The following is a 26,589-nucleotide window of genomic DNA, read 5'->3' on the forward strand; positions in this document are numbered from 1 at the left end:
CTCGGGACTCAAAGGCGGCCGGTTGACCCGGCCTTGGCGGGCAAACCGTATGTCTCATAATACTGTACGTCAATTGCTATTGTGGTATACGAATCTTGGGGCGTCGTGTCGAGCGCCAGACAAAAAAGAGGCTCCGTGAAACCGCGCACCAAGGACAAGACCGCCGCAAAGCCCGCTAGCTTGCGCAAGGCCGCGATCGCCAGGCTCGTGCAATCGCCGCATCGCGATATCGACGAGGAGGCCGAGAGCCGTGCGCGCGGCGGCGTGCAGTCGCTCGGCCGCGCCTTCTCGATCCTCGAAGAGGTCGCACGGCATCGCGACGGCATCGGGCTTGCGGATCTGAGCAAGCTGGTCGGATTGCACAATTCCACCACCTTCCACCTTGCCAAGACGCTTGTCTCGCTCGGCTATCTCCGCCAGGAGAAGGATTCAAAGCGCTATCGCATCGGCCGTCCGCTGTTTGCGCTTGCCGCGAACGCGCTCGACGAGATCGAGATGGTGAACGTCGCGACGCCGATCCTGGAGGATCTGTCGCGCGAAACCGGCGAGAGCGGCCATTTCGCCGTGCGCATGGGCGATGCGGTGGTGGTGATTGCGCGAACCGCTGGCCCCGGCGCGTTCCAGCTCACCGACCGCGTCGGCGTAGTGCGGCCGGCGCATTGCACCGCGCTCGGCAAGATCATCCTTGCGTCATTGCGGCCGGATCAGCTCACCCGCTACCTCGAGCGCATCGAGTTGAAGCCGTCGACGCCGAAGTCGATCACCGAAGGTCCGGTGCTGCTGAGCGAGATCGCCGAGATCAAGCGCAGCGGAATTGCCTTCGACGATGGCGAGTACAATGCCGAGGTGCGCTGCATCGCCGTTCCCGTGATGGACTTCACCGGCCAGACCATCGGTGCGCTCGGCATATCCGGACCGATCTGGCGGTTGACCAACCAGGCGCTGCAGACTCACGCCAAGGCGGTGCGCGCCACCGCCAATCGCCTCTCTGTCGAGTTCGGTGCCAAGGGCGTCGTCAGGGATCTCGCCAAGCCTTGAGACACAAGCCTTGAGACACAAGCCTTGAGACACAAGCCTTGAGACACAAGCCTTGAGACAAAAACCCTGAGGCACAGGCACGCATCAGACCAAAGGCGTGTAACCGCTGTTAAGCGTTGACAGCGGCCGTCGCGTCCGGAAATATCCTCCAATAATAACAACAGGTCTCTCACAATGTCGCATAAGTGACGGGAGACAACGCGGCACGCCCCCGGGAGGAGACCATGATCCGCCACAGCCGACGTAAATTCCTGAAAGGCAGCGCTGCGCTTGCCGGCGCCGCCGCGATCGGATCGCCATCGATCGTTTACGCGCAGGCCGAGAAGATTAAAATCGGCCACCTGACACCGCTGACCGGCTTCCTCGGTGCACTCGGCGCCTATGCGCAGCTCGGCATCCGCATGGCGGAGGAGGAGATCAACGCCGCTGGCGGCGTGATGGGCCGGCCGCTCGACATTCTCTCGGAAGACTCGGTCAATCCCGCTACAGCGGCGACCAAGGCGCAGCGCATGCTCGACCAGGACGGCGTCGCGGTCTTGATGGGCGAAATCAACTCGGCGTCGGCGCTGACCATCATGCAGGTCGCCGAGCGCAACAAGCGGCTGTTCATGCAGATCGGCGCGCGCTCCGACGCGCTGCGCGGCAAGAACTGCAACCGCTACGCCTTCCACGTCGACATTCCCTCGACCGTGATGGTGAACGCGGTCGGCAAGGCGCTGGTGCGCGCGGACATGATGAAGGACAAGAAATTCTACACGCTGACCGCGGACTACATTTTCGGCCACGATCTGGCACGCGCCGCGAAGGCATTCTTCGACGGCAATGGCGGCAAGCTGATCGGCGACGAACTGGTGGCAACCGACGTGACCGATTTCAGCCCGTATCTCCTGAAGATCCGGCAGTCGAAGCCCGACGTCGTCTGCTCCAACCTCGCCGGCAACCAGGTCACCAACCTGATCAAGCAGTATGCCGAGTTCGGCCTGCCCTATCCGATCGTCGGCTTCAATCTCAACACCGCGGACGCCTGGGCCGCCGGCGACGGCAATCTCAGCGGCACTTGGCCGACGGTCTGGTACCACACCCTGGATGTGCCGGCGTCGAAGACTTTCGTCGCCAACTTCGCCAAGAAGTACGGCAAACCGCCTGAGAACCACGCCTGGATCGAGTACGTCTCGCTCAGGATGATGGCGCAGGCGATGAACGAGACCAAGTCGACCGACACCGACACGCTGATCGGCTATTTCGAGAAGCAGACCGAGTTCGACATCCTGAAGGCCCGCAAGGCCTATTTCAGGGCCTGGGACCATCAACTGATGCAGGAGGCCTATCCGTTCACGGTCAAGCCCAAGGGCAAGGCCAAGGATCAGTGGGACACGCTCGAACTCGGCGCCGCGATCCCCAACCCCAACGAGCCGCTGGAATCGATCGCGCTGACGAAAGAGCAGAATCCTTGTTCGATGTGAGCCCGCACGCAATGCGGTGGCCGCAAACTCAGTTCACCTCTCCCGCTTGCGGGGGTCGAGACGAGCGAAGCTCGCTCTTAGGTCGACGCGCGCAGCGCGGCGGGTGGGGCTTTCTCCGCGATGTGACTCGTTGCGAGACCCCCACCCCAACCCTCCCCCGCAAGCGGGAGAGGGAGTCCAATCCCTGCGCGGACACAGTTCGACCTAGTCTCACCAGGCTCTAGACAATGCAACTCGGGTTCTTGCTGGAACAGGTGGTGAATGGCCTCGTGCTCGGGGGCTACTATCTGCTGATCGCGCTCGGCCTGTCGCTGATCTTCAGCGTCGGCGGCATCGTCAATCTCGCCCATGGCGCGTTCTACGCGCTTGGCGCCTACCTGTCGGTCGAGATCACGCGCGCGCTCGGCTTCGGCCCGGCGATTGTGCTGTCGCCGTTGGCGGTCGCGCTGCTCGGCATCCTCTTTGAACGCTTCATCCTGCGCCGCTTCTACACATCGGATCCGATCCTGAGCCTGCTCGTGACGTTCGGACTCGCGCTCGTTGCCGAGCAGGCGATCCGCATGATCTGGGGCGCGGCACCGCTGTCAGCCTCGATCCCGTCAGCGTTTCGCGGCTCGATCATCGTCGGCGACTTCCTGTTCTCGCGCTATCGCCTGCTGATCCTCGCGGTGGTCGCGGCCGTGCTGCTGGGCGTCTGGCTGTTGCTGCACAAGACCTCGTTCGGCCGCGTGGTGCGCGCCGGCATCCAGCGGCCCGACATGGTTGCGGTGCTCGGCATCCGGCTGGAGCCCTACATGACCGTGATCGTGATGCTCGGCGTCGGCATGGCCGCGCTCGGCGGCGCGTTCTTCGCGCCGATATCAATCGTGCATCCGGCGATGGGCGCCGAGATCATCACGATCGCCTTCGTCGTCGTGGTGATCGGCGGGCTCGGCAGCTTCTGGGGCGTGGTGCTCGCGGCGCTGCTGGTCGGGGTCGTCAGGGGCATCACCATCCACTTTGCGCCGGCCGCGGGCGAGGCCTCGATCTACATCCTGATGTTCCTGGTGCTGCTGGTGCGGCCGCGCGGCCTGCTCGGCGAGCGGATCGAGAAGTTCGAATGATCGTATCCGCGACGGAGAAATATCGCCCGCTGCTGTTGGCGACGCTGACGCTGATCGCGCTGCCGTTCCTGCTGCGCGTGCTCGGGCTGTCCCTGAACAGCGGCACGATGGTGGTGGCGCTGGCGATCGCAGCGTTAGGGCTCAACCTCTGCATCGGCTACACCGGCCTCGTCTCGTTCGGCCACGGCGCCTGGTTCGGCATCGGCGCCTATGCCGCCGGGCTGATCCAGCTGCATTATTTCCCTGGCGAGATCTGGCTGCCGCTGCTGCTCGCCATGGTGGTGGTCGCTGTCACGGCGACACTGGTCGGCATCGTCATCCTGCGCCGGCGCGGCGTCTATTTCTCGCTGCTGACGCTGGCGCTCGCGGCGCTGACCTACACCACCGCGTTCCGCTGGAGCAGCCTGACCGGCGGCGAGGACGGGCTCGGCGGATTGAAGCGGGGCCATGTTGGACCGCTCAATCTCGACGATACGCTGACGTATTATGTCGTGGTCGCGCTGATCGCAGTCGGCGTGCTCTATCTGCTGCTCCGGCTGGTGCGCTCGCCGTTCGGCCACGTGCTGGTCGCGATCCGCGAGAATCCATTGCGCGCGAGCTTCCAGGGCTACCGGATCGAACGCTACAAGCTCGCCGTATTCGTGATCTCGGCCGTGGTCACCGGGCTCGCCGGTGGCCTGACCGGCTTCCAGAACTATCTCGTATCGGCCGACGCGGTCTCGGTGCCGTTTTCCGGCGAGATGCTCGCGATCGTCGTGATCGGCGGCATGCGCAGCATGCTTGGTCCAGCGCTCGGCGCGCTGTTCTTCATCCTGTTCCGCGAACTGCTCTCGATCTGGACGCCGAACTGGCTGTTGTGGTTCGGTCTGATCTTCGTCGCCTTCGTGATGTATTCGCCCAACGGTCTGGTCGGCATCTGGTCGCAGGTCGCGCGCCGCCTGTGGCCCGCGCAGGAAGAGGCCGCCGCGATGAGCCGGCGCAAGACCTATGACGGCCTGCTGCTGCCGGACTTCCTGATCCCGGAAACCCGCGTCGGTGTCGTGCTCGAGGTCGCCGGCGTCTCGAAATCGTTCGGAGGCATCCGCGCGGTGTCGAATGCGAGCTTGAAACTTGCCGCCGGCGAAATTCACGCACTCATCGGTCCGAACGGCGCCGGCAAGACCACGCTGTTCAACCTGGTCTCGGGGCTCTATCCGACCGACCGCGGCACGATCACCCTCAACGGTCGCGCGATCCAGGGCACGCCGCCGGACCTGATCTGCCATCAGGGCCTGTCGCGGTCGTTCCAGATCACCAATCTGTTCAAGGGCCTCTCGATCTACGAGAATCTGCGGCTGTCGCGGCAGGCGCAGCATCCCAAACGCTTCAACTTCTGGCGCGACATCGACAGCTATACGGACATCCACGCCGAGACGCAGGCGCTGGTGAAATTCCTCGGGCTCGAAGGCATCGAGACGATCGAAGGCGGCGCACTGTCCTATGGCGGCCAGCGGCTGGTCGATCTCGGCATCGCACTCGGCTCGAAGCCGAAGGTCCTGCTGCTCGACGAGCCGCTGGCGGGGCTGGCCGCCGCCGAGCGCGAGCGCGTCTCCAACCTGATCCGGTGCGTCGCGGCGAAGATCCCGATCCTGATCGTCGAGCACGACATCGATCGCGTGCTCGGCTTCTCGCACCAGGTCACCGTGATGAACCAGGGCGAAGTGCTGATGACGGGATCTCCAGCCGAGGTGCGCTGCGACGGTCGGGTGCAGAAGATCTACACCGGCTCGGGCATTCCGCCGGTCGAGCATGCGGGACATGCCGGCGCCGCGGCGGATACCGCGCCGCTATTGCGCGTCGATCGCGTCAACAGCTTCTATGGCAAGAGCCATATCTTGCATGACGCGACCTTCGATGTCCGGCGAGGCGAGATCGTGGCGCTGCTCGGCCGCAACGGCGCCGGCAAGTCGACGCTGCTGAAGACGCTGGTGGGCCTCGTGCCGGCAGCCTCCGGCAGCATTGCCTTCGACGGCCGCAACATCTCCCGCCTCGCAGCGCCTGACATCGCGCGGCTCGGCATCGGCTACGTGCCACAGGGGCGCGGCCTGTTCGCCGGCATGACGGTGCGGGACAATCTGGCGCTCGGCCGCCTCGCCCGCGCAACCGACGGAATCCGTGGCGTGGTCTGGAGCGAGGCTGACATCCTCGACCATTTCCCGCGGCTGAAGCAGCGCATGGACGTCGCCGCCGACTATCTCTCCGGCGGCGAGCAGCAGATGGTCGCGGTCGCCCGCGCGCTGTCGGGCAATGTCGAACTGCTGCTGCTTGACGAGCCGTTCGAGGGACTGGCGCCCGCCGTGATCCTCGACCTCTTCAAGGTGTTCGACCGCCTGCGCGACAAGATCTCGATCGTGATCGTCGAACACAATCTCGATCTGGTGCTCGCGCTTGCCGACCGCGTCTTCGCGCTGGAGCGCGGCGCGGTGTTCCACGAGGGCCCGGCCAACCAGTTGCTGGTCGATCTCGACTACAGGAAGAAGGTACTGTGGTTGTGACGACGCGGGGTCAGGTATCGTCGTTAACACCGGCTTGCTATATTAGACCGCGACTCATTGGACGATGAACTCACGGGGACCATGGCAAGGTCGGTACAGACGAGCGGACTCGTCTACAAGCGCTGTTATGTCGATTGGGGTGGGCGCTGCGCCTATTGCGGCACGGGGCTGCCGCGGATGAAGCGCGTCGGCAAGGTCCAGGCCAGCGTCGACCATTTCATTCCGCTGGCCAAGGGTGGCCTTAATTCGCGAGGCAACCGCGTGCTGGCTTGCTATCCCTGCAACCTCGCCAAGGCCGACATCGACCCGCGCGAGACCCGACAGTGGCCGCACATCGAACAGCGCCTCGCCGAGCTCGCCACCGCGCCGAAGATGGGTCAACGGAAGCTCAAGATGCTTGCGCTCGAACTGGCCGCGCAGGTGTTTCCCCAGCGTGATGCCGATGTGAACGAAGAGAATTCCCTCATGTCGCCGGCGCCGATCCGACACGGCCGTCCGAACTGACCATCGTCAGCGGCAGCAAGACGGAAACGTTCAAGCGCGCCGACTGATTTTTCATCGGCCGCGCTTAACTCTCACGCGGTAGCGGAGCCCGTCACTCGCCGCCGGATCCGCCCTGCACGATCTTCTCGCTCAGCCTCGCGTCGACGATCTCGACCGTGCGGTCGATCTCCGCGCTGGGCGTGCCGAGCCGATGCGAGATCAGTTTCACCAGCAGGTCGACGCGCTCGATGAAGGGCGCGCCGGCCGCCACCGCACGGGCGGCCGAGGACGGCTTGAGCAGGCTTTCCGCCGCCTTGGCATATTTCCCGAACGGGACCTGATCCGCAGGATCGGCTCCGAGACGGCGCGCGATGGCGTCGACATGATCATAGATCGACTGCGACAGTTTCAGATCGCCGTGCACGGCGTCGCGGATCGACTGCGGCTCCGATGGCGTGATGCAGCGGTAATTTCCGGTCAGCAGCTGCCCTATCTCAAGCGGATTGGTGCGGCGGCATGTTCATGATCGACAGGCACGGCAGCTTCGCCGCCGCGATCTTGATCATCAGAACACGAACCGTGTGGTTGGTGTATTGCGGCTCCTGCATCGCAAGACCGACCAGATCGTAACGGGACACATCGACGTCAGCCGGCGTGACGGCATCGAGCTTGCCCGGCAGGTCGCGCGAGACAATCGAGCGGTGGTCTTTTTCGTCGCGCAGCTTGATGCGAACTTCGGTGCCCTCGCGGTTGATCAGCTCCGCGGTGTTCTTCCGGCAGACGAGGGTCACGTTGTGACCCGCCATCAAGAGCTTGGTCCCAAGCAGGGAGCCGTACGAGGCTCCCAGGATCAGAATGTTGCGCGCCATGCTCTCTCTTTCAAAGCCAATTCCGGAAGCCAAGTCTGGTATACCACGGGAGCAACCACTTGCCGCACGGCACGCCGGTGTCCAGCGCAAAGTGATGGACGCGACAATTGCGCTTCTCGCGCGACAATCCCGATGCAAGACTCAAATCACGCGATCGCTGAAATCGTTCGGGAACCGCGACTTAGGTCTAATGTCGCCGCGGCTTTATTCCTCACTGCGGGAAGAGGCGATCCGGGGAGATATTAACTGAGCGCTTGCTCACTTTTGCGGGACAGTCAGGCGCGACCCATGTCCGAACCGGACTTGTCAATCCCTGGTTCGCGCAGTATCGCTACCGATGTTGCGCTGCAAAGTCAGCGACCAACTATCAAACAAACTCAATCGTCAACGAGGAAACGACAAGACATGCGCCATCTTCCCTTCGCCGTGGCTGCGGCTGTCCTGATGCTTGGTGGCGCGGCGTCCGCGCAGGAAACCGTGAAGATCGGTTATATCGATCCGCTATCCGGCGGTGGCGCAAGCGTTGGCGAAGGCGGCCTCAAGACGTTCCAGTACCTTGCCGACGAGTTGAACGCCAAGGGCGGCGTCCTCGGCCACAAGGTCGAAATCGTGCCGCTGGACAACAAGACCAATCCGCAGGAAAGCCTGATCCAGGCGCAGAAGGCGGTCGACGCCGGCATCCGTTACATCACGCAGGGCAACGGCTCTTCGGTCGGCGCTGCGCTGGAGGATTTCGTCACCAAGAACAACTCCCGCAACCCCGGCAAGGAACTGCTCTACTTCAACTACGCCGCGGTCGATCCCGCCTTGACCAATGAGAAGTGCAGCCACTGGCACTTCCGCTGGGATGCGGGCTCGGACATCAAGATGGAAGCGCTGACCAACTACATGAAGGATCAGCCGTCGATCAAGAAAGTGTACCTGATCAACCAGGACTATTCGTTCGGCCAGTCGGTGCGTACTGATGCGCGCAAGATGCTTGCGGCCAAGCGGCCCGACGTCCAGATCGTCGGCGACGAGCTGCATCCGCTGCTCAAGGTCACCGACTTCTCGCCCTACATCGCCAAGATCAAGGCGTCCGGCGCCGACAGCGTCGTAACAGGCAATTGGGGCCAAGACATCGCGCTGCTGCTGAAGGCCGCGGCCGACGCCGGCCTCAAGGTCAACTGGTACACCTATTATGCCGGCGGCGCCGGCGGACCGACCGCGATCAAGCAGACCGGCCTTGATCACCAGGTGTTCCAGATAACCGAAGGCTTTGCCAATTCCGGCAACAAGGCGGCGATGGATTTCGAGAAGGACTTCCGCGCCAAGACCGGCATCTCCGTGTGGTATCCGCGCGCGGTCAACGAGATGCGGATGTTCAAGGCGGCCGCCGAGAAGGCCAACTCGATCGATCCGGTGAAGGTCGCGGCCGCGCTCGAGGGCATGAAGTTCGACGTGCTTGATGGCGGCGACGGCTTCATGCGCAAGGACGATCACCAGTTCTTCCAGCCGATCTATATCTCCTCGCTCGGCACGCTGGCCGACAAGACCAAGGAGCCGTTCGACGAGGAGAACACCGGTTGGGGCTGGCACCTCGTCTCCAAGATCGACACCGCGCAGGCGATGGTTCCGACCACCTGCAACATGAAGCGGCCCTGATCGGCCCTTCCTGTCATTCCGGGGCGATGCGAAGCATCGAACCCGGAATCTCGAGATTCTCAGGTGCGCTAGTGCGCACCTTGGTTCGCTCGCTAACGCGCGTGCCCCGGAATGACAGCCATCTCATTTCGTTCGACAGGTCTTTGCCCACGTGAACCATTGTTGTCTCAATCGAGTGCGCCATGGCTGAGTTGATCGTCATTTCGACTCTCAACGGCGTGCTGTTCGGCATGCTGTTGTTCCTGCTGTCGAGCGGGCTGACCGTCATCTTCAGCATGATGGGCGTGCTCAACTTCGCGCATGCCAGCTTCTACATGCTGGGCGCGTTTTTCGGCTATCAGCTGACCCGCTGGATCGGCTTCTGGCCGGCGCTGGTGCTGGCGCCGCTATTGGTCGGCGCCGTCGGCATGGCGGTCGAGCGCTATGGCTTGCGCAACACCCACAAGCACGGGCATGTCGCCGAGCTGCTGCTGACCTTCGGTCTTGCCTTCGCCATCGAGGAAATCGTCTCGATGATCTGGGGCAAGAGCCCGATGGATTACCGGGTTCCCGCGGCGCTCGACTTCCCTGCCTTCACCATCTTCGCCACCAATTATCCGGCCTACAAGATCTTCATGCTGGTGGTGTCGGTCACCATCTTCGTGGCGCTGCTGATCACGCTCAAGAAAACCCGGGTTGGCCTTATCGTGCAGGCCGCGCTGACGCATCCGAGCATGGTCGGCCATCTCGGCCACAATGTCGGGCGCGTGTTCATGCTGGTGTTCGGCGTCGGCAGTGCGCTTGCGGGCCTCGCCGGCGTCATCGCCGGTCCCTCGCTGGTGACGCAGTCCGACATGGCGGCGCTGCTCGGCCCGATCCTGTTCGTGGTCATCGTGTTCGGCGGTCTGGGCTCGCTGCCCGGCGCCTTCATCGCATCGCTGTTGATCGGGCTGATCCAGACCTTTGCGGTCGCGCTGAACGGTTCGCTGGCGAGCCTGTTCGGCCCGCTCGATCCGAGCCTTGGACCCTCAGTTCTCACCGACATCTGGAATGTCACGATCGCGCAGATCGCGCCGATCCTGCCCTACGTGCTGCTGGTGTTGATCCTGATCTTCCGCCCCATGGGCCTGTTGGGGACGCGCGAGTCATGAGCAATGCTGCCACGCCCGGCCCCACCATCGCCAAACAACAAACCGGCGGCGCCTTGAGCTTCTATGGCGTCTGGCTGATCGCGGCCGCCCTGCTCGTGATCCTGCCGTTGATCTTCTCCTCCGGCGGCTCGCTGACCTCGTTCAGCTTGATCGGCATCGCCATCATCTTCGCGCTCTCCTACAACATCCTGCTCGGCCAGACCGGGCTATTGTCGTTCGGGCATGCGGTTCAGTACGGCCTCGGCGGCTTCCTCGCCGTTCACACCATGAATGCGGTGGCCAATCACCATTGGCCGATCCCGTTGCCCCTCATCCCGTTGTTCGGCGGCTTCGGCGGCCTCGCCTTCGCGATTCTGGTCGGCTGGGTGATGACCAAGCGCGCCGGCACCGTGTTTGCGATGATCTCGCTCGGCATCGGCGAGCTGGTGGCGTCGTCGTCGCTGATTCTGCGCAGCGTATTCGGCGGTGAATCCGGCATCACCACCGACCGTACGGCGCTGGCGCCCATCTTCGGCTGGACCTTCGGGCCGCAGCTTCAGGTCTATTACCTGATCGCCTTCTGGGTGATCGTCTCGGCGATCGCGATGTATGCGCTGACCCGCACGCCGCTCGGGCGGATCTGCAACGCGGTCCGCGACAATCCGGAGCGTGTCGAGTTCATCGGCTACGATCCGCACGTGGTCCGCTATCTCGCCTACGGCTTCGCCGGCTTCTTCGCCGGCATCGCGGGCGGTCTCTCCGCGATCAATTTCGAGATCGCCAACTCGGCCTATCTCGGCGCGACGCAATCCGGTCTGGTGCTGTTTGCGGCATTCATCGGCGGCACCGCCTATTTCTTCGGTCCGATCCTCGGCGCCATCCTGGTGACGTATCTGCAATTGGGGCTGACCGATCTCACCACGGTCTGGCAGCTCTACTTCGGCATCATGTTCATCGGCATCGTGATGTACGCGCCGGGCGGCATCGCTGGCATCCTGATGAAGCACCGGCCGCTGATCCGCGCCGGCAATCTCGGCACCGTCATCCCGTCCTATCTGGTCGCGGCTCTCCCGACGCTGGCGCTGGCGCTCGGCGTCATCCTGTCGATCGAGACGGTCGCGCGCTACACGTCGAGCGAAGGCGGCGGCAACACCATCAACATGTTCGGCATCCCCTTCGTGGCGACGGCGCCGACGACCTGGGCTGCCGCAGCCGTTCTCGTTGTCGGCGGCTTCCTGGTCTCCCGCATCACCTGGCGACGTGTCACCGAAGCCTGGGATCGCGCCGCTACCGTGGCGCGCGATCGGGGGTATCTCGCATGACATCAGCCATTGAAGTCAAAGCCGTCGAGAAGCGCTTCGGCAATGTCAGCATCATCCGCGATCTCAATCTGAGCGTCGCCAAAGGCGAACGCCACGCCATCATCGGCCCGAACGGCGCCGGCAAGTCCACGACGTTCAACCTGATCAGCGGCCACATCGAACCGACCTCGGGCGAGATCCGCCTCAACGGCGATGTCATCTCGGGCCTTCGTCCCTTCGAGATCAACCGGCGCGGATTGTCGCGCTCGTTCCAGGTCACCAACGTGTTCGCCCGCATGACGGTATGGGAGAATGTCCGCTGCGCCGTGCTGTGGGCGACCGGCCACCGCTACGCGTTCTGGAAGAACGTCGACAGCCTGCCCGAGGTGAGACAGCGGACCGCGCAGATCCTCGACGACATCCATCTCGCGCATCGCCGCGATGTGCCGGCAGGATTGTTGACCTACGCCGAGCAGCGCGAGCTCGAGATCGGCATCACCATCGCGGGTGGCGCCAGTGTCATCATGCTGGACGAACCGACCGCGGGCATGAGCCATGCGGAGACCGAGCGCGCCGTCGCGCTGATCCGCCGCCTGACCGAGGGGCGTACGCTCGTGATCGTCGAGCACGACATGAGCGTGGTGTTCGGCCTCGCCGACCGCATCTCGGTGCTAGTGTACGGACACATCATCGCAACAGGCACGCCCGAGGAGATCCGCGGCAATCCGAAGGTCAAGGAAGCCTATCTCGGCGAGGAGGTGGTCTGATGCTCGAGGTCAGAAATCTTCACGCCTATTACGGCAAGAGCCATATCCTTCAGGGCGTCGATCTCGATATCGCCGCCGGCGAGGTCGTCAGCCTGTTGGGACGCAATGGCGTCGGCCGCTCGACGACCGTCAAGGCGATCATGGGCGAGGTGCCGCCGCAGGGCACGATCCGCTTCAAGGGCCAGGACATCGCAGGCCTGCCGAGCCACAAGATCGCCCGCCTCGGGCTCGGCTACGTGCCGGAGCATCGCGATATTTTCCCCGGCCTCACGGTTCGCCAGAACCTCATCCTCGGCATCAAGGATCCGCGCCGCCCGGGCAAGTGGCGGCTTCAGGACATGCTCGACATGTTCCCCAATCTGGCCGCCCGCGCCGACACGCCGGCAGGCGTGCTGTCGGGCGGCGAGAAGCAGATGCTGACCACCTGCCGCACGCTGCTCGGCGATCCCGAGTTGATGATGATCGACGAGCCGACCGAAGGACTTGCGCCACTAATCGTGCAGCAGGTCGGCGATCTCATCGCGCGCATCGCGAAGGCCGGCGTCGCGATCCTGCTGGTCGAGCAGAAGCTCTCGATCGCGATGAAGATCTCGAACCGGGTCTACATCATGGGCCACGGCCGCGTCGTGTTCGAAGGCACGCCAGACGAGCTCAGGTCGAATGCCGCCATTCGCGAGGAATGGCTCGAGGTGTAACGCACGGCGCTGCGGCCGCAACGCGCCACTCCGCTAGAGCATTTTCGGTTCTGATTGAATCAGAACCGAAGCTCTAGATTCTTGTTTTGACGCGTTTTCTTCACGCGAACCGGCGTCCACTTCGCTCAAAAACGCTCTAGGTCGATGAAGCCGCGCCTGCCGCAACGTCATCGAAAAGCGCACGCTGATCGGCACACTCAGCATTTCCCGGATTCGCCCTGAAGCGAGCTTGCGAGGAGCTTCGCCGGATTTGCCGTACCTGTTCGCGATGCATAGAACCGCCTTTTTGGCGCTCGTCCCATGTCGCAGCGGACGGCAACTCGATCACCCGGCCATACCGGGATCTGATCTGTGGCACCTCCCGATACCGGCTCTTCACGATGGCGTGTCTACGGGAATCGCGTCCTTGTTTTTTTCATAAGCAAGCTTACCATTTTCATAAGCAAGCTTATCATAAGCTCGCACAGGAGTTACCGCTGTGGAAATCGAAACCCCCACGCTTGGCTTTTTGCTGCACGAAGTCGCGCGGCTGCTCAGGAAAAGGTTCGAGCAGATTTCCCGTGAATCCGGCTTGACGCGGTCGCAATGGCAGGCGCTGGCGTATCTGGATCGGAACGAGGGCATCAACCAAAGCGGATTGGCTGACATCCTCGATGTGGAGCCGATCACGCTGTCCCGCATCCTGGACAAACTGGAGGCCTGCGACCTGATCGAACGACATTCGCACCCGTCCGACCGGCGGGTCCGGCTGCTCCGGCTTAGGCCGGCGGCCCGGCTTAAACTGGTGCAGGCGCGTCAGCTCGGCGAGATCACCCGCTGCGAGGCATTGAGCGGCCTGTCCGAAGAGGAGGGCTTGCACCTGATGGAGACCCTGAAAGTCCTGAAATTCAACCTCACCGAAGCGTGCGATTCGTCAATGGAAAAGCAGAAGCGAGCAAGTCATGGTTAGTACCGGCGACGCAAATCCCAAACGGCATGGTGCCGACGCCGAAAACGCTGTTCTCCAGGGCGATACAAAAGGCGCCGAGGACAAGGTCTATCGTTTGATGCGCCATCCGCCCGAAGCAGCGGAGGCTCCGGAGATCGATGCTCCGGCCGAGCCGACAGCGAAAGAGTGGCCGGGCAATCGCAGGCCGCATGGCGAACCACAGCAGCAGCCTGCGTCGGCCGCTCCGGGAGCACCAAAAAAATCCCGAAAGCGAATTGTGATGTTTGCGTTGCTGCCGGTTGCGCTGATTGCCGGCGGCTATTTCTATGTGACCGGCGGCGCCGTCATGTCGACCGACAATGCCTACGTTCAGGCCGACACGGTCGGATTATCGACCGACGTTTCCGGGATTGTCGCCGGCGTGCTCGTTCACGACAACCAAAAGGTCGCGAAGGGCGAGGTGCTGTTCAAGCTCGACGATCTGCCATTCCGGCTGGCGCTGGACCGCGCTGAAGCCCAGATCGGAACCACGCGCAACGATCTCCTGGCCCTGCAGGCCAGCTATCGGAACATGCAGACCCAGGTCGAGCAGGCCAAGATCAACGTCGATTTCAACAACGTCAACTTCAAGCGCCAGCAGCAATTGATCACCAACGACTTCACCCCACGAGCGACATTCGACGCGGCTCGCAACACGCTGCAAGCATCGCAGCAAACGCTGGCCTCGCTGCAAGCGCAGCTTGCCGGAATAGCTGCAAACCTGAACGGCAATCCGGATGCGCCGATCGAGGATCATCCGCGCTACAAGGACGCGCTGGCGGCACGCGACGAGGCCGCGCGCCAACTCTCCCATACCATTGTCAAAGCTCCCTTCGCCGGCATCGTGACCAACGTGCCGTCGTTGCAGCCCGGCCAATACCTCACCGCTGCGGCGACGGCCTTCAATATCGTGTCGATCGATCATGTCTGGGTCCAGGCCAGTCCGAAGGAGACGGAACTGACCTATGTCCAGCCCGGCCAGAAGGCCACGATCGAGGTCGACACCTATCCCGGCAAGCACTGGGCCGGCACGGTCGACAGCATCAGCCCCGCATCGGCATCGAGCTTCTCGCTGCTGCCGGCTGAAAATACCAGCGGCAACTGGGTCAAGGTGGTCCAGCGTATTCCCATGCGTGTCCGGGTCGACAATGCGCCGGGCAAGCCTGCGTTGCGGGTTGGCATGAGCGTCGAGCTGAATGTCGACACCGGGCACGAACGTGGGCTTCCCAACTTCATCACCGACCTGCTCGGATTCTCGGAAGCCGCAAATGACTGAGTCCGCAGCCGCCGAGGCCCGGCCGATCAACCGGCCTGCCATCACGGCGTGCGTGATCCTCGCCGTGATCATGCAGGCGTTGGACACCACGATCGCCAACGTGGCGCTGCCGTACATGCAGGGAAGCGTTTCGGCCAGCTCGGACCAGATCAACTGGGTGCTGACGTCCTACATCGTGGCTGCCGCGATCATGACTCCGCCGTCCGGATTCCTCGTCAGCAAGTTCGGCCGGCGGCGCGTCCTGATGGCCGCGGTCACCGGCTTCGTTGTCGCTTCCGTGCTGTGCGGCATCGCGCAGTCGCTGGTCGAGATCGTGGCGTTCCGGCTGCTTCAAGGCTTCTTTGGCGCGGCGCTGGTGCCAGTGTCGCAATCGATCCTGCTCGACATCTACACCCCCGAAGAGCGGGGATCGGCGATGGCATTGTTCGGCGTGTCCGTGATGGTCGGGCCGGTGCTCGGCCCGGTGATCGGCGGCTGGCTGACGGACCATTACACCTGGCGCTGGGTCTTCTATATCAACGTGCCGCTTGGCGCCCTCGCCTTCGCCGGCATCTCGATCTTCCTGCGGGAAACCAAAACCAGCGCCGCCGCCAAGCTCGATTGGATCGGATTTGGCAGCCTGAGTATCGCCATCGCCGCCATGCAGGTCTTCCTGGATCGGGGGGCGCAGCTCGACTGGTTTTCCTCCTTTGAGATCCTGGTCGAGGCCGTCGTCGCGGTATCGGCGTTCTATGTCTTCCTTGTTCATACCTTCACGGCCGGCGATTCCTTCGTCAATCCGAGGCTGTTCCTCGATCGCAACTTCACGGTGGGAATGCTGTTCATTTTCATCGTCGGCGTCACCTATCTGGCGTCGCTGGCGCTGATGACGCCCTATCTGCAAACCCTGATGGGGTACCCCGTCGTCACGGCCGGGCTCGTGATGGGCCCGCGCGGATTGGGCACCATGGTCTGCATGTTTGTGGTCGGCAAGCTGATCGGGCGGATCGATACCAGGGTGCTGCTCACCATCGGTCTGCTGCTGACGGCGTGGGCCATGTACGACATGACCGGCTGGAATCCGAACGTTTCGCAATGGACGATCGCGGTGACCGGGTTCATCCAGGGCGCGGGACTTGGATTCCTGTTCGTTCCTCTGACCACCGTGACCTTTGCCACGCTTGCGCCGGAGCAGCGGGCCGACGCAACCGGCCTGTACAATCTCTCACGAAACGTCGGCTCCAGCGTCGGAATCTCGGTCGTTTCCTATCTCCTGACCAGGAATGGCCAAATCAACCACGCCATCATCGGAAGCCATGTCACAGCGGTCAATCCGGGTTTCAGGAGCAGTGTCATCGCGAGCGCCTGGAGCCCATGGACCGCCTCGGGTCGGGCCGCGCTCGATCAGGTCATCCAGAACCAGGCGTCCATCATCAGCTACATCGACGACTTCAAACTGATGATGATCCTCTCGCTCGGCGCCCTTCCCCTCGTGCTGTTGTTGCGGCGTGCCGCATCGGAGGCAAGCAGCGACCACGCGATGGTCATGGAGTGAAGCCGCGTTGCTGCCCGCCATGGCGCCTGGCCAGTCCACTCAACGGAAGGAAACGCAAATGAAGAAAATTCTGCTGCCGCTTGCGATGCTCGTGAGCCTGTCGACCGATGCCTTTGCCCAGCACGCGGGCACCGACCAGGACGAGAAGGCTTGCACCCACGATGTTCAGCGGTTCTGCCACAAGTGGATCGATCAAGGCGATTTTACAATTCTGGCCTGCCTGAAGGAGAATCGGACCAGGCTACATCCGGCTTGCCGAGACGTGCTGATCAGCCACGGGCAATAGCAGACGATCAATGACCAACGGCGGATGACTGACCTCACATGGAGTGTCGCCATGCAAAAGCCCGCGCCCAACGAATTTGGAGCCGATCTGGTCGCAACCATGAGACGGTCATTGGATTTGGCCGTAACGCAAGTCGCCGAAGGGTCACGCACGTCCGCAACCAAAGCCAGGATGGCGCAACGGATTGTTCAGTTGGCCTCGGAAGGTGTGACGGACCCCCGGGAGCTGGTCGCAGCCGCGATTGATGAGGCAAGGAAATCCGAATAGACAGCATCGGCGTTGTCCCGGGGGTCGGGCCCGATCACCCATCAGCCCAGGGGCGCCTTCCGCACCAACCCGACGGCGCAAACCCGCGCGTCAGAAGGTGAAGAGCACGGAGGCGTACCAGGAATATCGATCGGTCTGGTCGGTGTTCTCGATCCCCCGCCTGACATAGCCGAGCAGATGATAGTTGTCGGTCACGTCGTAACGCCATCCGACGCCGAGGCTCGTCGAAGCGGGCGTGCCCTGGGAGTCGGCGGTCTGGTGGAATAGCTCCGCGCCGATCTGAAGCTTGGGCAGCAGCTGATACGTCAGGACCGCGCCGGCCTGGCAGAAATTCGCGGCGCGGATTTCGTTGAAGGTGCAGCCGCCACCGCCGAAGGCGGACCACGCTTTGCCGAAATCCTTCTGGACCCAGATCGGCAGCAACACCGACACGTGATTGTCTCCAACGATCTCCGATCCGCTGGGCAGGAACACGCGCGGGAACACACTGACATCCAGTCCGAACGTGTCCTGGTGCAGGAACCGATATTTTGCGGCGACTTCGACATTGCCGAGGCCGACATGCGTGCCGCCTTCCGTCGCATCGGCATAGCCTGCCGGTATCGTTGCGGTAAGCTGGAGGTCAGGCGCCGCGCCATAATTGAAGTCGATTCCGGCCTCGCCCGCCGTGCCTGCGCGCATGTTGGTGCCATTCGTGAACGTATAGATCTCGAAATGGCCGGTATCGGTCGGTTCGGGATCGTCGGCGACATAGGGCGGACCCGCCGAGGCGGGCCGCGCGAGCAGCGCAAGCAAGACCGCAGCAACCGGAACCGAACCGACCAACACTCCCCAACGTCCGAGCATGCCTCGCCCAACATCTCGACTTGCGTCGATGTAGTACATACTACATCATATCGCGGTAAGTCTATTTTACTACAAGGCGGAATAATGGTCGCGAAAGCGGGAGCCGGCGCATCTTCGGGCGAGTTCGACCGCAGATTGGCGCAGGCGAAGCCGCAGCTTGCCGCGACCGGATTACGCGTCGCCAAATTCATCGACGAGAACCGGCAGGTCGTGCTGGCGAGTTCCGCGGCCGCGCTCGGCGCGCGCATCGGAACCTCCGACGCCACGGTGATACGGACGGTCCAGAGCCTCGGTTTCCCGAGCCTTGCTCATCTCAAGGCAGCGATCCTCAAATCCGGAACGAGTTCGACGCCGGCCGACGACATGCGGCTGACGCTGGCCGATATCGAGAAGAGCACCGGCAAGGCGCTCGACGGTATCCTGCAGGCGCATGCCGAGGGTCTGGCCGTTCTGCAATCGGCAAAATGCCGTACACAGATGACTGCCGCGGTACGGTTGCTCGACGGCGCCGCGCGCATCGCGGTGTTCGGAATCGGCCCCTCGTCGGCGCTTGCGGCCTATGTCGCGACGCTGCTGTCGCGCAGTGGCCGGCAGAGCCGCACGATCAGCGCGACTGGTTCCATGCTGGCCGATCAACTGCTCGATCTGCGTGCGGGCGATGCGCTGCTGATCCTCGCTTATGGCCGTCTCTATCGCGAGGTGAAGGCGGTGTTCGCGGAGGCGAAAGCGCTCGGCCTTCCGAGCGTCTTGATTACCGAGGCGGACGAGACGCCGCTCGCGCAACTCGCGGATATCTGCGTGGCAATTCCCCGCGGACGTCCCGGCCGGATCGCGCTCCACGGCGCAACGCTCGTCGGTCTCGAAGCCTTTGTGCTCGCGCTCGCCGCCGCGGATCCGGACGCGGCGTTGGCCTCGCTCGACAACCTCAACCGTCTGAGGCGCGCGACCGAGGCGCAGGTCAGGAACGAGAAAACCGCTCAGGGGCAGGCTGGACGAAAGAGAAGGACTTCTGCATGGATCAGGACATCGAAACAAGCAAGGTTCCGGAAGTCACGCTGATCTTCTGGATCATCAAGATCCTCGCCACAACACTCGGCGAGACCGGCGGCGATGCCGTGTCAATGTCGATGAACCTCGGCTACGCGGTCGGCAGCGCGATCTTCATCGGCATCTTCGCCGCCGCGGTCGTCGCCCAGATCATGGCCCGCAAGTTCTACCCGTTCCTCTACTGGTTCGTGGTCGTCGCCACCACGACGGCCGGCACGACCATGGCCGACTTCGCCGACCGGTCGCTGGGCATCGGCTATCCCGGCGGATCGTCGCTGCTGTTCGCGCTGCTCATGATCTCGCTCGCGGTCTGGTACCGGTCGGAAGGATCGATCTCGGTCAACACGGTCTCGACGCCGCGGGTCGAGACATTCTATTGGGTCGCGATCCTGTTTTCCCAGACGCTCGGCACCGCGCTCGGCGACTGGATGGCCGATACCAATGGCCTCGGTTATGACGGCGGCGCGCTGGTGTTCGGGATCGGGCTCGCCCTGATCGCCGCAGCCTACTTCTTCACGTCGCTCTCGCGGACCCTGTTGTTCTGGGCCGCGTTCATTCTGACCCGGCCGCTGGGCGCAACCCTGGGCGACCTGCTTGACAAGCCGCTCGTCAATGGCGGCCTCGCCTTCAGCCGCTATTATGCATCGGCGATCCTCGCAGCGCTCATCATCGCGTGCGTGGTGCTGCTGCCGCAGCGCGCGGGTACCCATCCCGGCAGGCGCGAGGCGACCCGCGCCTAGAGCGTTTTCGAGCGAAGTGGAGACCGGTTCGCGTGAAGAAAACGCGTCAAAACAAGAATCTAGAGCTTCGGTTCCGATTAAATCAGAACCGAAAATGCTCTAGGCGGACGGAAAGGACGATCCCGTGAAGACGATCCACCTCCCGGCGCTGGGACCTCGCTATTGGACCGCGCTTTGTATCGCGAGCATCTTCGGCGCCAATATGGGCGACTTCTTTGCCCATGATCTCGGCCTCGGCCATGTCGCTGGTCTGCCGTTCCTCGCCCTTGCGCTCGCCCTCGTGATGATGGCCGAACGTTTCGACGGTATGCGGCATCAGTTTTATTACTGGTGCGCCATCATCATCGTTCGCACCGCCGCGACGAATTTCGCGGATTTCGCGGCGGGCGATCTGAAGCTGCCGCGTCTCTGGGTCATGGTAACCTTGGCGGTCGTGCTCGCCGCTGCTGTACGGCTGAGCTGGCAATTCGGCTGGCGGCAACGGGCAAACAAGGCGGACGAGGTGCTATGTGCCGATCTCGGCTATTGGGTCTGCATGTTCCTCGCAGGCACGCTGGGCACGGTGATCGGCGACTATTGCTCGCATAATTTGAAGCTGCACGACGCCGGCGCAGCGGTCCTGCTCTCTCCGATTGTGGCGGCCTTATTCGTCGCCGGGCGACAGGGACGGCTTCTCCTGCTGCCAGTTTACTGGGCGACGGTGGTCGCGATCAGGGCTGCGGGCACGGCAGTCGGCGACTACCTTGCCGGTCGAGACATGCTTGGTCTGCCCTTGAGCACTCTGGTCACCGGAATTGGTTTCGTTGTTCTCCTGGTCGCGTGGAAGGAACGACCGAAATCCGAAGACGCGATGGCAGCCACCTGATACGGCCCTGGCATCTCACGCTCGCCTGCCCACTCCGCGCGTCGAAGGAAAAGCAAGACGCTATCGCGACGGTCTTGAAGCGTTACGGCCCGACGTATCGAGGCGCTAATCACTGATTTGCCCGACGGCGCAAGCCTTCGCGTGAAAAATATTCCGATTTCCAGAAGTGTAACTCAGTGATATAGATGACCGATCCCACCCGATTGAGGGGCGAGCGCACGTCACGAACGCGCGGTGGGATGCGGTGGACGCGGATTGCGCAACAGACGAGTGCGCATGAGGCGGACGGCGAAGTCGTGCAGGCCTGACGCCCTAGTGGCAGGTGTCCTGTCACAGGAGACTGACGTCTCTTGCTGATGGCGGTGACAAAAGAGCCCAGTCTCACCGGGGAGAGCACGTATAAGCCGTAACCCATCGCGCAGGGAAAGCCGGAGTTCCCGGTTACACCTGTGGTCCTACCCCGGTGCTTTTTGTTGCACCGGGCCCATGCGTGCGATCGGCACCCGGCTTTCCCTGCGCCCTCTACAAAGTAAGAGGGCAAACGAAATGCAAAGCTCGGACAAATCGTGTCGCGAGAATGCGGACTCGTATTTCGCATCGCTGTTTGACACGTGAATTGGAGAAGCGTGGCTTGCCCAGCCGTAGCTCGCGGCGGCGGGACCGCCTGCGCCCGTTGGGCTTCGGCGTGGCATCCTTCGCACGCTTCGCGAGCGAAGGATGGTGGGCGCGACAGGGATCGAACCTGTGACCCCTACCATGTCAACGTGGGGGTCATGCGCGCATCTCGTTGATTTTTATTCGCTTTCGGTCAGGCCGGTGACGGCTCGTAAGACCCGGTTTTCACGCTTTTTCGCGGTTTTGTGGAAGTCTCGTGGAAACGGCGTTGGTCCGACCGGAGGCTCATCATGAGCGCCGGAACGCCGAACAAGGCCGGCATCCCCCTCATCGATCACCTCCCGTCCGACCGGCGAGACGAGATCATCCTGATCGGCCGGGAGGCGCGTAGCCGCTTTGGCTACGCCTTCCAGGAGGTCTTCGATCACCACCTCGCCCTGTTCGACTACCTCGCCGGGCGGGGCGCCACCGCGGTCATGATCGGGCGGATGCTCCGCGAGGTCGGCATCGCCCGGCAGGACGGCACCCCGCTGCCGGCCGGGACGGTCAGCAGCGCCCTGTCCCGGGCGCGAGAGCGCGCGGCCCGCCCGGGCGCGCCCGTGCACGCCCCTGCAGTGTGCGGCATGGACATGCAGGTCCCTGCAAGAGCCGGCAACGACCTGCACGCGCCTGCAGACCGCCGCCGTGAGGCAGGACTTCCCGCGCCCCCTTCAGGACGTCCGGCTTCCCCGCCGCCCGCCCCCTCGCACTTTCCAGAAATTCGGCCGTCGCCGAATTCGCCGGCAACCACTCAGGTGCCAGCGGTCACTCGCCGCTCGGCGGAACTTCTCGAGCGGTTAAGGAGCAAGCAAGATGACGACTAAGAAGAAAACCGTGCACTTTCAGCCCGCCGACCTGGTGGAAGTCGTTGCCGACGGGACCAGCGTCGGCAAGTCGACCGTCGCCAACCGCCTCTGCCATCTCTTTCGCGAGGCTGGACGCCCGGTGACGCTCGTCAGGATCGAGACGGGGCGTCGCCAGACCGCGGAAACGGGGGCGGCCACCAGGGAGGTCTATATCAAAACCGAAGACTTCGCGACCGCCGCAAGCCGCACCGGTGGCCTGTCCGGTGTCCTCACCGCGCTCTGGGACGAGATCCTCGATATCCAGCGAGCGGGTAGCGCCGTGGTGGTGGACTGGGCCGGCGGATCCAGCACGCATAGGCTGGACGTGCTCGCGAGCACCGGCTTCGACACGACGCTGGCGGGGCTCGGTGTGCGAGGGCTGTCCCTCGTGCTGACGACGTCGTCGACGGAATCGATGAGCCAGGCCGGTACCTATCTGTCGGGCATCGAGACGATCGCTCCCGGTTTGCAGCGTGCGCTCGTCTTGAGCGGCCGCGCCGGCAATTTCGACTTTCCTCCCCTCAGCGAGCAGGCCGAAAGCTTGGCCCGCCTGCAGGCGGGCGAGATTCCGGTCGTCACCGTCCCGCGCGTCGCCGGGAGGGCCCTCGAAACCTGCGCCGACGCCGGCCTCGACGTCGCCAACGCCATGATGATGGACGGGGATGCGCTGGCGCGACGCATCGGCATCGACCTCTTCCGCTCGCGCGCCTGCGCTTCCGAACTGGCCTTGTGGTGGCGCCAAACGGGCAACACGCTGGCCAGGATCGCGGAGCGGGCGGATGGCCATCCCGCCGCATAGGCTGGCCCGCCGCGTGGCTTTCCTGCTCCGTCAGCGTGAACAACTGCGCTCGCAGGCGGCCGCTTACGCGCTTCGGCACTACCGGGCGCACAGGCGGCTGCCGCCAGGCTACGTCACGGCGCTTCTTCCAGGCGCCACCGTGCGGCGCATCCGCCTGCGCGGAGAGATCGAACACGTCCTCGGCATTTCGCGCATTTTGATTCAATTGGACGACATTTTCTTGTAAACGCGCCATGCCACAGTGCTATTTGTCATGGACTTGACAAGCGCCGAACCAAAGCATAGGAATCATGCCACAGTGAACTTAGTCATATCCAGTAGTGCTGTTAGGCATACGGAGTCAAGCATCGTGCCCATCAACCTCGACGAGCTCTCGCCCTACCAACTGCTCTCGACCGCCGAGGTCGCCGGAACATTGGGCATCAGCGCCGGATCGGTGCGCAAGGCGGAGAAGGACGGCCGGCTCAAGGCGATCAAGGGATTCCGCGTCCTGTATTTCTCGGTCAAGGCGGTGCGCGACTTCGTTAGCGCAAACGGAAGCTCCGCGCCGGTCGCTCCCGCCGCGCAGGACTCGGCGGGCGATGCCGGCCCGATGGACATGATGCGCTGATGGCATACGTCAACATCCAACAGATCGGCGAATACAGCGTGTTGCGATGCCGCGACAGGGTTTATCTCTCCATCTACGACGTGGAGACGAAGCAGACGATCTGCCGGTCGCTGCACACGAGCGATCCGGCGACCGCGATCGCCACTGTGCAATCCTTGACTGAACGCCGTGGCGACGGTCACGTGGAGATGGTGCGCTGATGGCGTACACCAAAATTCACAAGATGGGCGAGTACGCCGTGTGCAGCCACAGCACGACGGACCACCTCTACGTCGGCGGCTACGACAAGGAAAAGCAGGCGTCCTTCTATCGTTCCCTGGGCACGACCGACCTCGAGACGGCCCTCGTTACCGTGCGGTCCCTGATCGAGCGCGGCGTGACCGGTGACCCAAAGGACGCGCTCGTGCAGAAGCCGCTCCGCACCGTGAGCGAAGTGCTCGAATTCAACCGTCCGAAAGCCGAGGCGCAGGCGTCCGCCGAGTTCAACATCATCGCGATGGAGCGCATGGAGCGCCTCATGGGCGGTTCGATGCTGCAGCACATGGTGCCCAGCACATTCGAGGCATTCCGTGACGCCGCCATGGCTGAGGGTCTCGCCCTGTCGAGCGTCGACCGGACGCTCACGGTTTTTCGCAAGGCCTGCGCGGTAGCGATCGCCGAGCGCCGCCTGCCGCAGCATCATGTGCCGAACGTCCCCTACTTCTGCACCAAGAATATTTTGCGCGCGGCGCCTCTAAAAGGCAGGTTGATGGAGATCGCGGAGATCGCGGCACTCATCGACGAGGCCCAGTTCATACATTTTTTGATCTGCCTCGTCTGGCTCGCGAATCTCGGCTGCCGCATCGGCGCCCTGCTCGACGCGATCGCGGAGCAGATCGATCACCGCCGTGGTCTCGTCGATCTCAATCCCGCCGGTCGCGTCCAGACCAGCAAATGGAGGCCGACGCTCGTCATTTCCGAGACGCTTCTGCCGTGGACGATCGGCCTCCCGCCCGGCCATCTCGTGCAGTGGCGCGGGCAGCCGGTCGGCGAGATCGATACCGCTTTCGACGCCGCCTGTCGCCGCGCCAAGCTCGCACCCGGCGGCAACACCTACTCCCTCAGGCACGCCCTCGGCCGCCACATGCGTGCGCAGGGCGTCGCCGACGATCAGATCGCGCTCTGGCTCGGCCACATTCAGCCCCCCCAGTCCAATCAGACAACGATCATCTACTCGCCCTACTCCCCCCTCTACCTCCGCGACGCGAAGCTCGCCGCAGAGCAGTTCGTTCGCGAAATCGCCCGCCACTGCCGCCGTCACGATCCGCTGCAGCCGCCGTGGATGAAGGCCTAGGAGATCGACATGACCCGCAAGGCGAGGACCGAAACAGACTACCTCGACCGCGCAAGGCGGATCGCCGAGGCCGAAGAGAAGGCGGCGGGCCGCAAGCTTGGCCCTGTGGAGCTCGTCGGCGTCGTGATGCTCAGGGACCTGAGCCCTTCTAGCGTGCGCCAGTATCGGTCGGCGCTCATTCACGCCATGACTCAGGCAGCTCAGCGCCAGCCCGAACACGCCGCCGCACTGAACGCCGCCATCGTCCTGCTCCGCGACTGGCGCGCCGAGGGCGGCACCACCGGCAAGCGCACGTCGCAGTGGAAGCAGAAGAACGACGTCGCCGACGACCTTTTGCGGATTCGCCATCGCGCGCTCTCCACCATGAGCGAGAACGCCGACAAGCTGGTCGCCTGCCTCGACTGCGGCGAACTGACCGGCGCCCGCTTCGTCGAATGGCCGACCGCCATGTTCGGGCCGAGCACGACGGAAGGCTACGCATGGGAGCTGACGCTTGTGAACGGCAAGAACAGCAACGGCCGGGCGCATGGCGAGACCCGCACCCTGCGGTGGACCGAACTGCCGGATCGTTTCGTCTCGCAGATGATCTTCTGGATCGGCATCGCCAAGACCGCCGCGGCGGAGGGGCGCTTCGATACGCTGCAGGATACGCTCGAGTCCCTGATGCGCAGGGTAACGAAGGCGCTGTTTCCGCGCCGCACCGAGGCCGAGCACCCGACCTTGTCCTCGGTGCGCCACGCGGCGGCGGCGCGGTTCAAGGCGGCGTACGTCGCGACCGCGACCACCGAGGAGGAAAAATTGCGCGGGCTTGCCATGGTGGCCGCGTTGCTCGGGCATGCCTCCGATACCACGGCGACGGAGCACTACGCGCGCGCGGACGGCCGCAACGGCCGCTATCCGGTGCCGGTCCCGGACGCCCTCGAAATCGCCCGCGTCCGCCGGCGTTATTTCGAGCCCGATCTCGACAAGGATCCGAGCCCGGATACGAGCGGCACGGACCGGTTCGTTTAGCAGCGTGGCGCAGCCATGCCAGCAGGAAATACAGGAGATCTTCAAGTGACAGAGCACCGCATCAATCTGCGCATGCCTTACTACCAGTCCTATAGGTTGTACCGCGGCCGCAGAGAGCTGGGCGTTCGTCTCTCGGAGAACGTCCCCATCATCGTCCGTGAGGTCGATCCCATCGAGGCGCCGATCGCCTATCGCGTTCATACCGATGATGACTACGTGTCCGATCGTCTGCATGAAGTGCGATCCTTCGAAAGCACGTTCTGGTGGCCGATGAGACCGTCGGCATGAGGACGGCGCCGACGGACAGCGATCTGTTCCGCGTGCTCGAGCAGTTTTCCCGCTTTCAGGCCCCCTCTCTGATTCAGGGGCACCGGTGCTCGGTCGCGGCGGCGCGCGACGTCGTCAGACGTCTGGAGGATCTCGGCTGCACGCCCCTCGCTCAGGAAGACGAAGATGCGCTCGCGGCGCTGTGAGCCTAGCGCCCAATACCCATCATGAACGAC

At 63.5% G+C, this 26,589-nt stretch carries 27 protein-coding genes and 1 pseudogene; 26 read left to right on the plus strand and 2 right to left on the minus strand.

Annotated elements, in window-relative coordinates; genetic code table 11:
- Nucleotides 1-135: 135 nt before the first annotated feature.
- From ACP2YO_RS41385 to ACP2YO_RS41405, 5 genes are all read left to right on the plus strand, one after another.
- Nucleotides 136-1,038: an IclR family transcriptional regulator gene (locus ACP2YO_RS41385; RefSeq protein WP_426436944.1), complete on the plus strand. Its 903-nt coding sequence runs from the start codon at nt 136-138 to the stop codon at nt 1,036-1,038.
- A gap of 224 nt (nt 1,039-1,262) precedes the next feature.
- Nucleotides 1,263-2,501: an ABC transporter substrate-binding protein gene (locus tag ACP2YO_RS41390; protein ID WP_426436945.1), complete on the plus strand. Its 1,239-nt coding sequence runs from the start codon at nt 1,263-1,265 to the stop codon at nt 2,499-2,501.
- 227 nt (nt 2,502-2,728) lie between these two features.
- Nucleotides 2,729-3,604 carry a branched-chain amino acid ABC transporter permease gene (locus ACP2YO_RS41395; RefSeq protein WP_426436946.1) on the plus strand — a complete coding sequence of 292 codons (876 nt, stop codon included), beginning with the start codon at nt 2,729-2,731 and terminating at the stop codon, nt 3,602-3,604.
- The gene (locus tag ACP2YO_RS41400; protein ID WP_426436947.1) at nt 3,601-6,138 is read left to right on the plus strand and encodes an ATP-binding cassette domain-containing protein; all 2,538 of its coding nucleotides are present in this window, start codon (nt 3,601-3,603) and stop codon (nt 6,136-6,138) included. Before ACP2YO_RS41395 ends, ACP2YO_RS41400 begins: the two co-directional genes overlap by 4 nt.
- An 81-nt stretch (nt 6,139-6,219) precedes the next feature.
- On the plus strand, nt 6,220-6,642 hold the full coding sequence (locus ACP2YO_RS41405) for an HNH endonuclease (RefSeq protein WP_426436948.1): 423 nt from the start codon (nt 6,220-6,222) through the stop codon (nt 6,640-6,642).
- Nucleotides 6,643-6,733: 91 nt separating this feature from the next.
- On the opposite strand, the pseudogene ACP2YO_RS41410 reads toward ACP2YO_RS41405, so the two are convergent.
- A pseudogene (locus ACP2YO_RS41410) lies at nt 6,734-7,490 on the minus strand (ketopantoate reductase family protein).
- 405 nt (nt 7,491-7,895) lie between these two features.
- Between ACP2YO_RS41410 and ACP2YO_RS41415 the strand changes: the two are divergent.
- The 9 genes from ACP2YO_RS41415 (at nt 7,896) to ACP2YO_RS41455 (ending at nt 17,069) form a co-directional block, all read left to right on the plus strand.
- Nucleotides 7,896-9,134 (plus strand): branched-chain amino acid ABC transporter substrate-binding protein, encoded by a 1,239-nt coding sequence (locus ACP2YO_RS41415; protein ID WP_426436949.1) that lies wholly within the window; start codon nt 7,896-7,898, stop codon nt 9,132-9,134.
- Nucleotides 9,135-9,316: 182 nt separating this feature from the next.
- Nucleotides 9,317-10,264 (plus strand): branched-chain amino acid ABC transporter permease, encoded by a 948-nt coding sequence (locus tag ACP2YO_RS41420; RefSeq protein ID WP_426436950.1) that lies wholly within the window; start codon nt 9,317-9,319, stop codon nt 10,262-10,264.
- Nucleotides 10,261-11,565 carry a branched-chain amino acid ABC transporter permease gene (locus tag ACP2YO_RS41425; protein ID WP_426436951.1) on the plus strand — a complete coding sequence of 435 codons (1,305 nt, stop codon included), beginning with the start codon at nt 10,261-10,263 and terminating at the stop codon, nt 11,563-11,565. The genes ACP2YO_RS41420 and ACP2YO_RS41425 overlap by 4 nt, the downstream gene beginning before the upstream one ends.
- On the plus strand, nt 11,562-12,311 hold the full coding sequence (locus ACP2YO_RS41430; RefSeq protein ID WP_426436952.1) for an ABC transporter ATP-binding protein: 750 nt from the start codon (nt 11,562-11,564) through the stop codon (nt 12,309-12,311). Before ACP2YO_RS41425 ends, ACP2YO_RS41430 begins: the two co-directional genes overlap by 4 nt.
- Entirely contained in the window at nt 12,311-13,006 is a 696-nt protein-coding gene (locus tag ACP2YO_RS41435; RefSeq protein ID WP_426436953.1) for an ABC transporter ATP-binding protein, read from the plus strand. Before ACP2YO_RS41430 ends, ACP2YO_RS41435 begins: the two co-directional genes overlap by 1 nt.
- A 478-nt stretch (nt 13,007-13,484) precedes the next feature.
- Nucleotides 13,485-13,955: a MarR family winged helix-turn-helix transcriptional regulator gene (locus ACP2YO_RS41440; protein ID WP_426436954.1), complete on the plus strand. Its 471-nt coding sequence runs from the start codon at nt 13,485-13,487 to the stop codon at nt 13,953-13,955.
- Nucleotides 13,948-15,249, plus strand: a complete 1,302-nt coding sequence (locus ACP2YO_RS41445) for an HlyD family secretion protein (RefSeq protein ID WP_426436955.1) — start codon at nt 13,948-13,950, stop codon at nt 15,247-15,249. Before ACP2YO_RS41440 ends, ACP2YO_RS41445 begins: the two co-directional genes overlap by 8 nt.
- A complete protein-coding gene (locus ACP2YO_RS41450; protein WP_426436956.1) occupies nt 15,242-16,783 on the plus strand; it encodes a DHA2 family efflux MFS transporter permease subunit in 1,542 nt (513 codons plus the stop codon). Before ACP2YO_RS41445 ends, ACP2YO_RS41450 begins: the two co-directional genes overlap by 8 nt.
- A 58-nt stretch (nt 16,784-16,841) precedes the next feature.
- Nucleotides 16,842-17,069, plus strand: coding sequence for a hypothetical protein (locus ACP2YO_RS41455; RefSeq protein WP_426436957.1), 228 nt, complete (start codon nt 16,842-16,844; stop codon nt 17,067-17,069).
- Between the two features lie 357 nt (nt 17,070-17,426).
- On the opposite strand, the gene ACP2YO_RS41460 is transcribed toward ACP2YO_RS41455, so the two are convergent.
- The gene (locus ACP2YO_RS41460; RefSeq protein ID WP_426436958.1) at nt 17,427-18,164 is read right to left on the minus strand and encodes a transporter; all 738 of its coding nucleotides are present in this window, start codon (nt 18,162-18,164) and stop codon (nt 17,427-17,429) included.
- A gap of 102 nt (nt 18,165-18,266) precedes the next feature.
- On the opposite strand from ACP2YO_RS41460, the gene ACP2YO_RS41465 reads away from it, so the two are divergent.
- The 12 genes from ACP2YO_RS41465 (at nt 18,267) to ACP2YO_RS41520 (ending at nt 26,559) form a co-directional block, all read left to right on the plus strand.
- The gene (locus ACP2YO_RS41465) at nt 18,267-19,241 is read left to right on the plus strand and encodes a MurR/RpiR family transcriptional regulator (RefSeq protein WP_426436959.1); all 975 of its coding nucleotides are present in this window, start codon (nt 18,267-18,269) and stop codon (nt 19,239-19,241) included.
- Complete coding sequence (locus ACP2YO_RS41470) at nt 19,196-19,969, plus strand: hypothetical protein (RefSeq protein ID WP_426436960.1); 774 nt, start codon at nt 19,196-19,198, stop codon at nt 19,967-19,969. The genes ACP2YO_RS41465 and ACP2YO_RS41470 overlap by 46 nt, the downstream gene beginning before the upstream one ends.
- A 124-nt stretch (nt 19,970-20,093) precedes the next feature.
- A complete protein-coding gene (locus ACP2YO_RS41475; protein WP_426436961.1) occupies nt 20,094-20,834 on the plus strand; it encodes a hypothetical protein in 741 nt (246 codons plus the stop codon).
- Between the two features lie 905 nt (nt 20,835-21,739).
- Nucleotides 21,740-22,312 (plus strand): hypothetical protein, encoded by a 573-nt coding sequence (locus ACP2YO_RS41480; protein WP_426436962.1) that lies wholly within the window; start codon nt 21,740-21,742, stop codon nt 22,310-22,312.
- Nucleotides 22,302-23,132: a hypothetical protein gene (locus ACP2YO_RS41485; RefSeq protein ID WP_426436963.1), complete on the plus strand. Its 831-nt coding sequence runs from the start codon at nt 22,302-22,304 to the stop codon at nt 23,130-23,132. The genes ACP2YO_RS41480 and ACP2YO_RS41485 overlap by 11 nt, the downstream gene beginning before the upstream one ends.
- Complete coding sequence (locus ACP2YO_RS41490; RefSeq protein ID WP_426436964.1) at nt 23,113-23,358, plus strand: hypothetical protein; 246 nt, start codon at nt 23,113-23,115, stop codon at nt 23,356-23,358. The genes ACP2YO_RS41485 and ACP2YO_RS41490 overlap by 20 nt, the downstream gene beginning before the upstream one ends.
- Nucleotides 23,359-23,481: 123 nt before the next feature.
- Nucleotides 23,482-23,742, plus strand: a complete 261-nt coding sequence (locus ACP2YO_RS41495; protein ID WP_426436965.1) for a helix-turn-helix domain-containing protein — start codon at nt 23,482-23,484, stop codon at nt 23,740-23,742.
- A complete protein-coding gene (locus tag ACP2YO_RS41500; RefSeq protein WP_426436966.1) occupies nt 23,742-23,942 on the plus strand; it encodes a hypothetical protein in 201 nt (66 codons plus the stop codon). The genes ACP2YO_RS41495 and ACP2YO_RS41500 overlap by 1 nt, the downstream gene beginning before the upstream one ends.
- Nucleotides 23,942-25,075 (plus strand): hypothetical protein, encoded by a 1,134-nt coding sequence (locus ACP2YO_RS41505; RefSeq protein ID WP_426436967.1) that lies wholly within the window; start codon nt 23,942-23,944, stop codon nt 25,073-25,075. The genes ACP2YO_RS41500 and ACP2YO_RS41505 overlap by 1 nt, the downstream gene beginning before the upstream one ends.
- A gap of 9 nt (nt 25,076-25,084) precedes the next feature.
- On the plus strand, nt 25,085-26,086 hold the full coding sequence (locus tag ACP2YO_RS41510) for a hypothetical protein (RefSeq protein WP_426436968.1): 1,002 nt from the start codon (nt 25,085-25,087) through the stop codon (nt 26,084-26,086).
- A 45-nt stretch (nt 26,087-26,131) separates the two neighbouring features.
- Complete coding sequence (locus ACP2YO_RS41515) at nt 26,132-26,374, plus strand: hypothetical protein (RefSeq protein WP_426436969.1); 243 nt, start codon at nt 26,132-26,134, stop codon at nt 26,372-26,374.
- Nucleotides 26,371-26,559 carry a hypothetical protein gene (locus ACP2YO_RS41520; RefSeq protein ID WP_426436970.1) on the plus strand — a complete coding sequence of 63 codons (189 nt, stop codon included), beginning with the start codon at nt 26,371-26,373 and terminating at the stop codon, nt 26,557-26,559. The genes ACP2YO_RS41515 and ACP2YO_RS41520 overlap by 4 nt, the downstream gene beginning before the upstream one ends.
- The last annotated feature ends 30 nt before the right edge of the window (nt 26,560-26,589 follow it).

The organism is Bradyrhizobium genosp. P, from assembly GCF_049949265.1.
GTDB lineage: Bacteria > Pseudomonadota > Alphaproteobacteria > Rhizobiales > Xanthobacteraceae > Bradyrhizobium.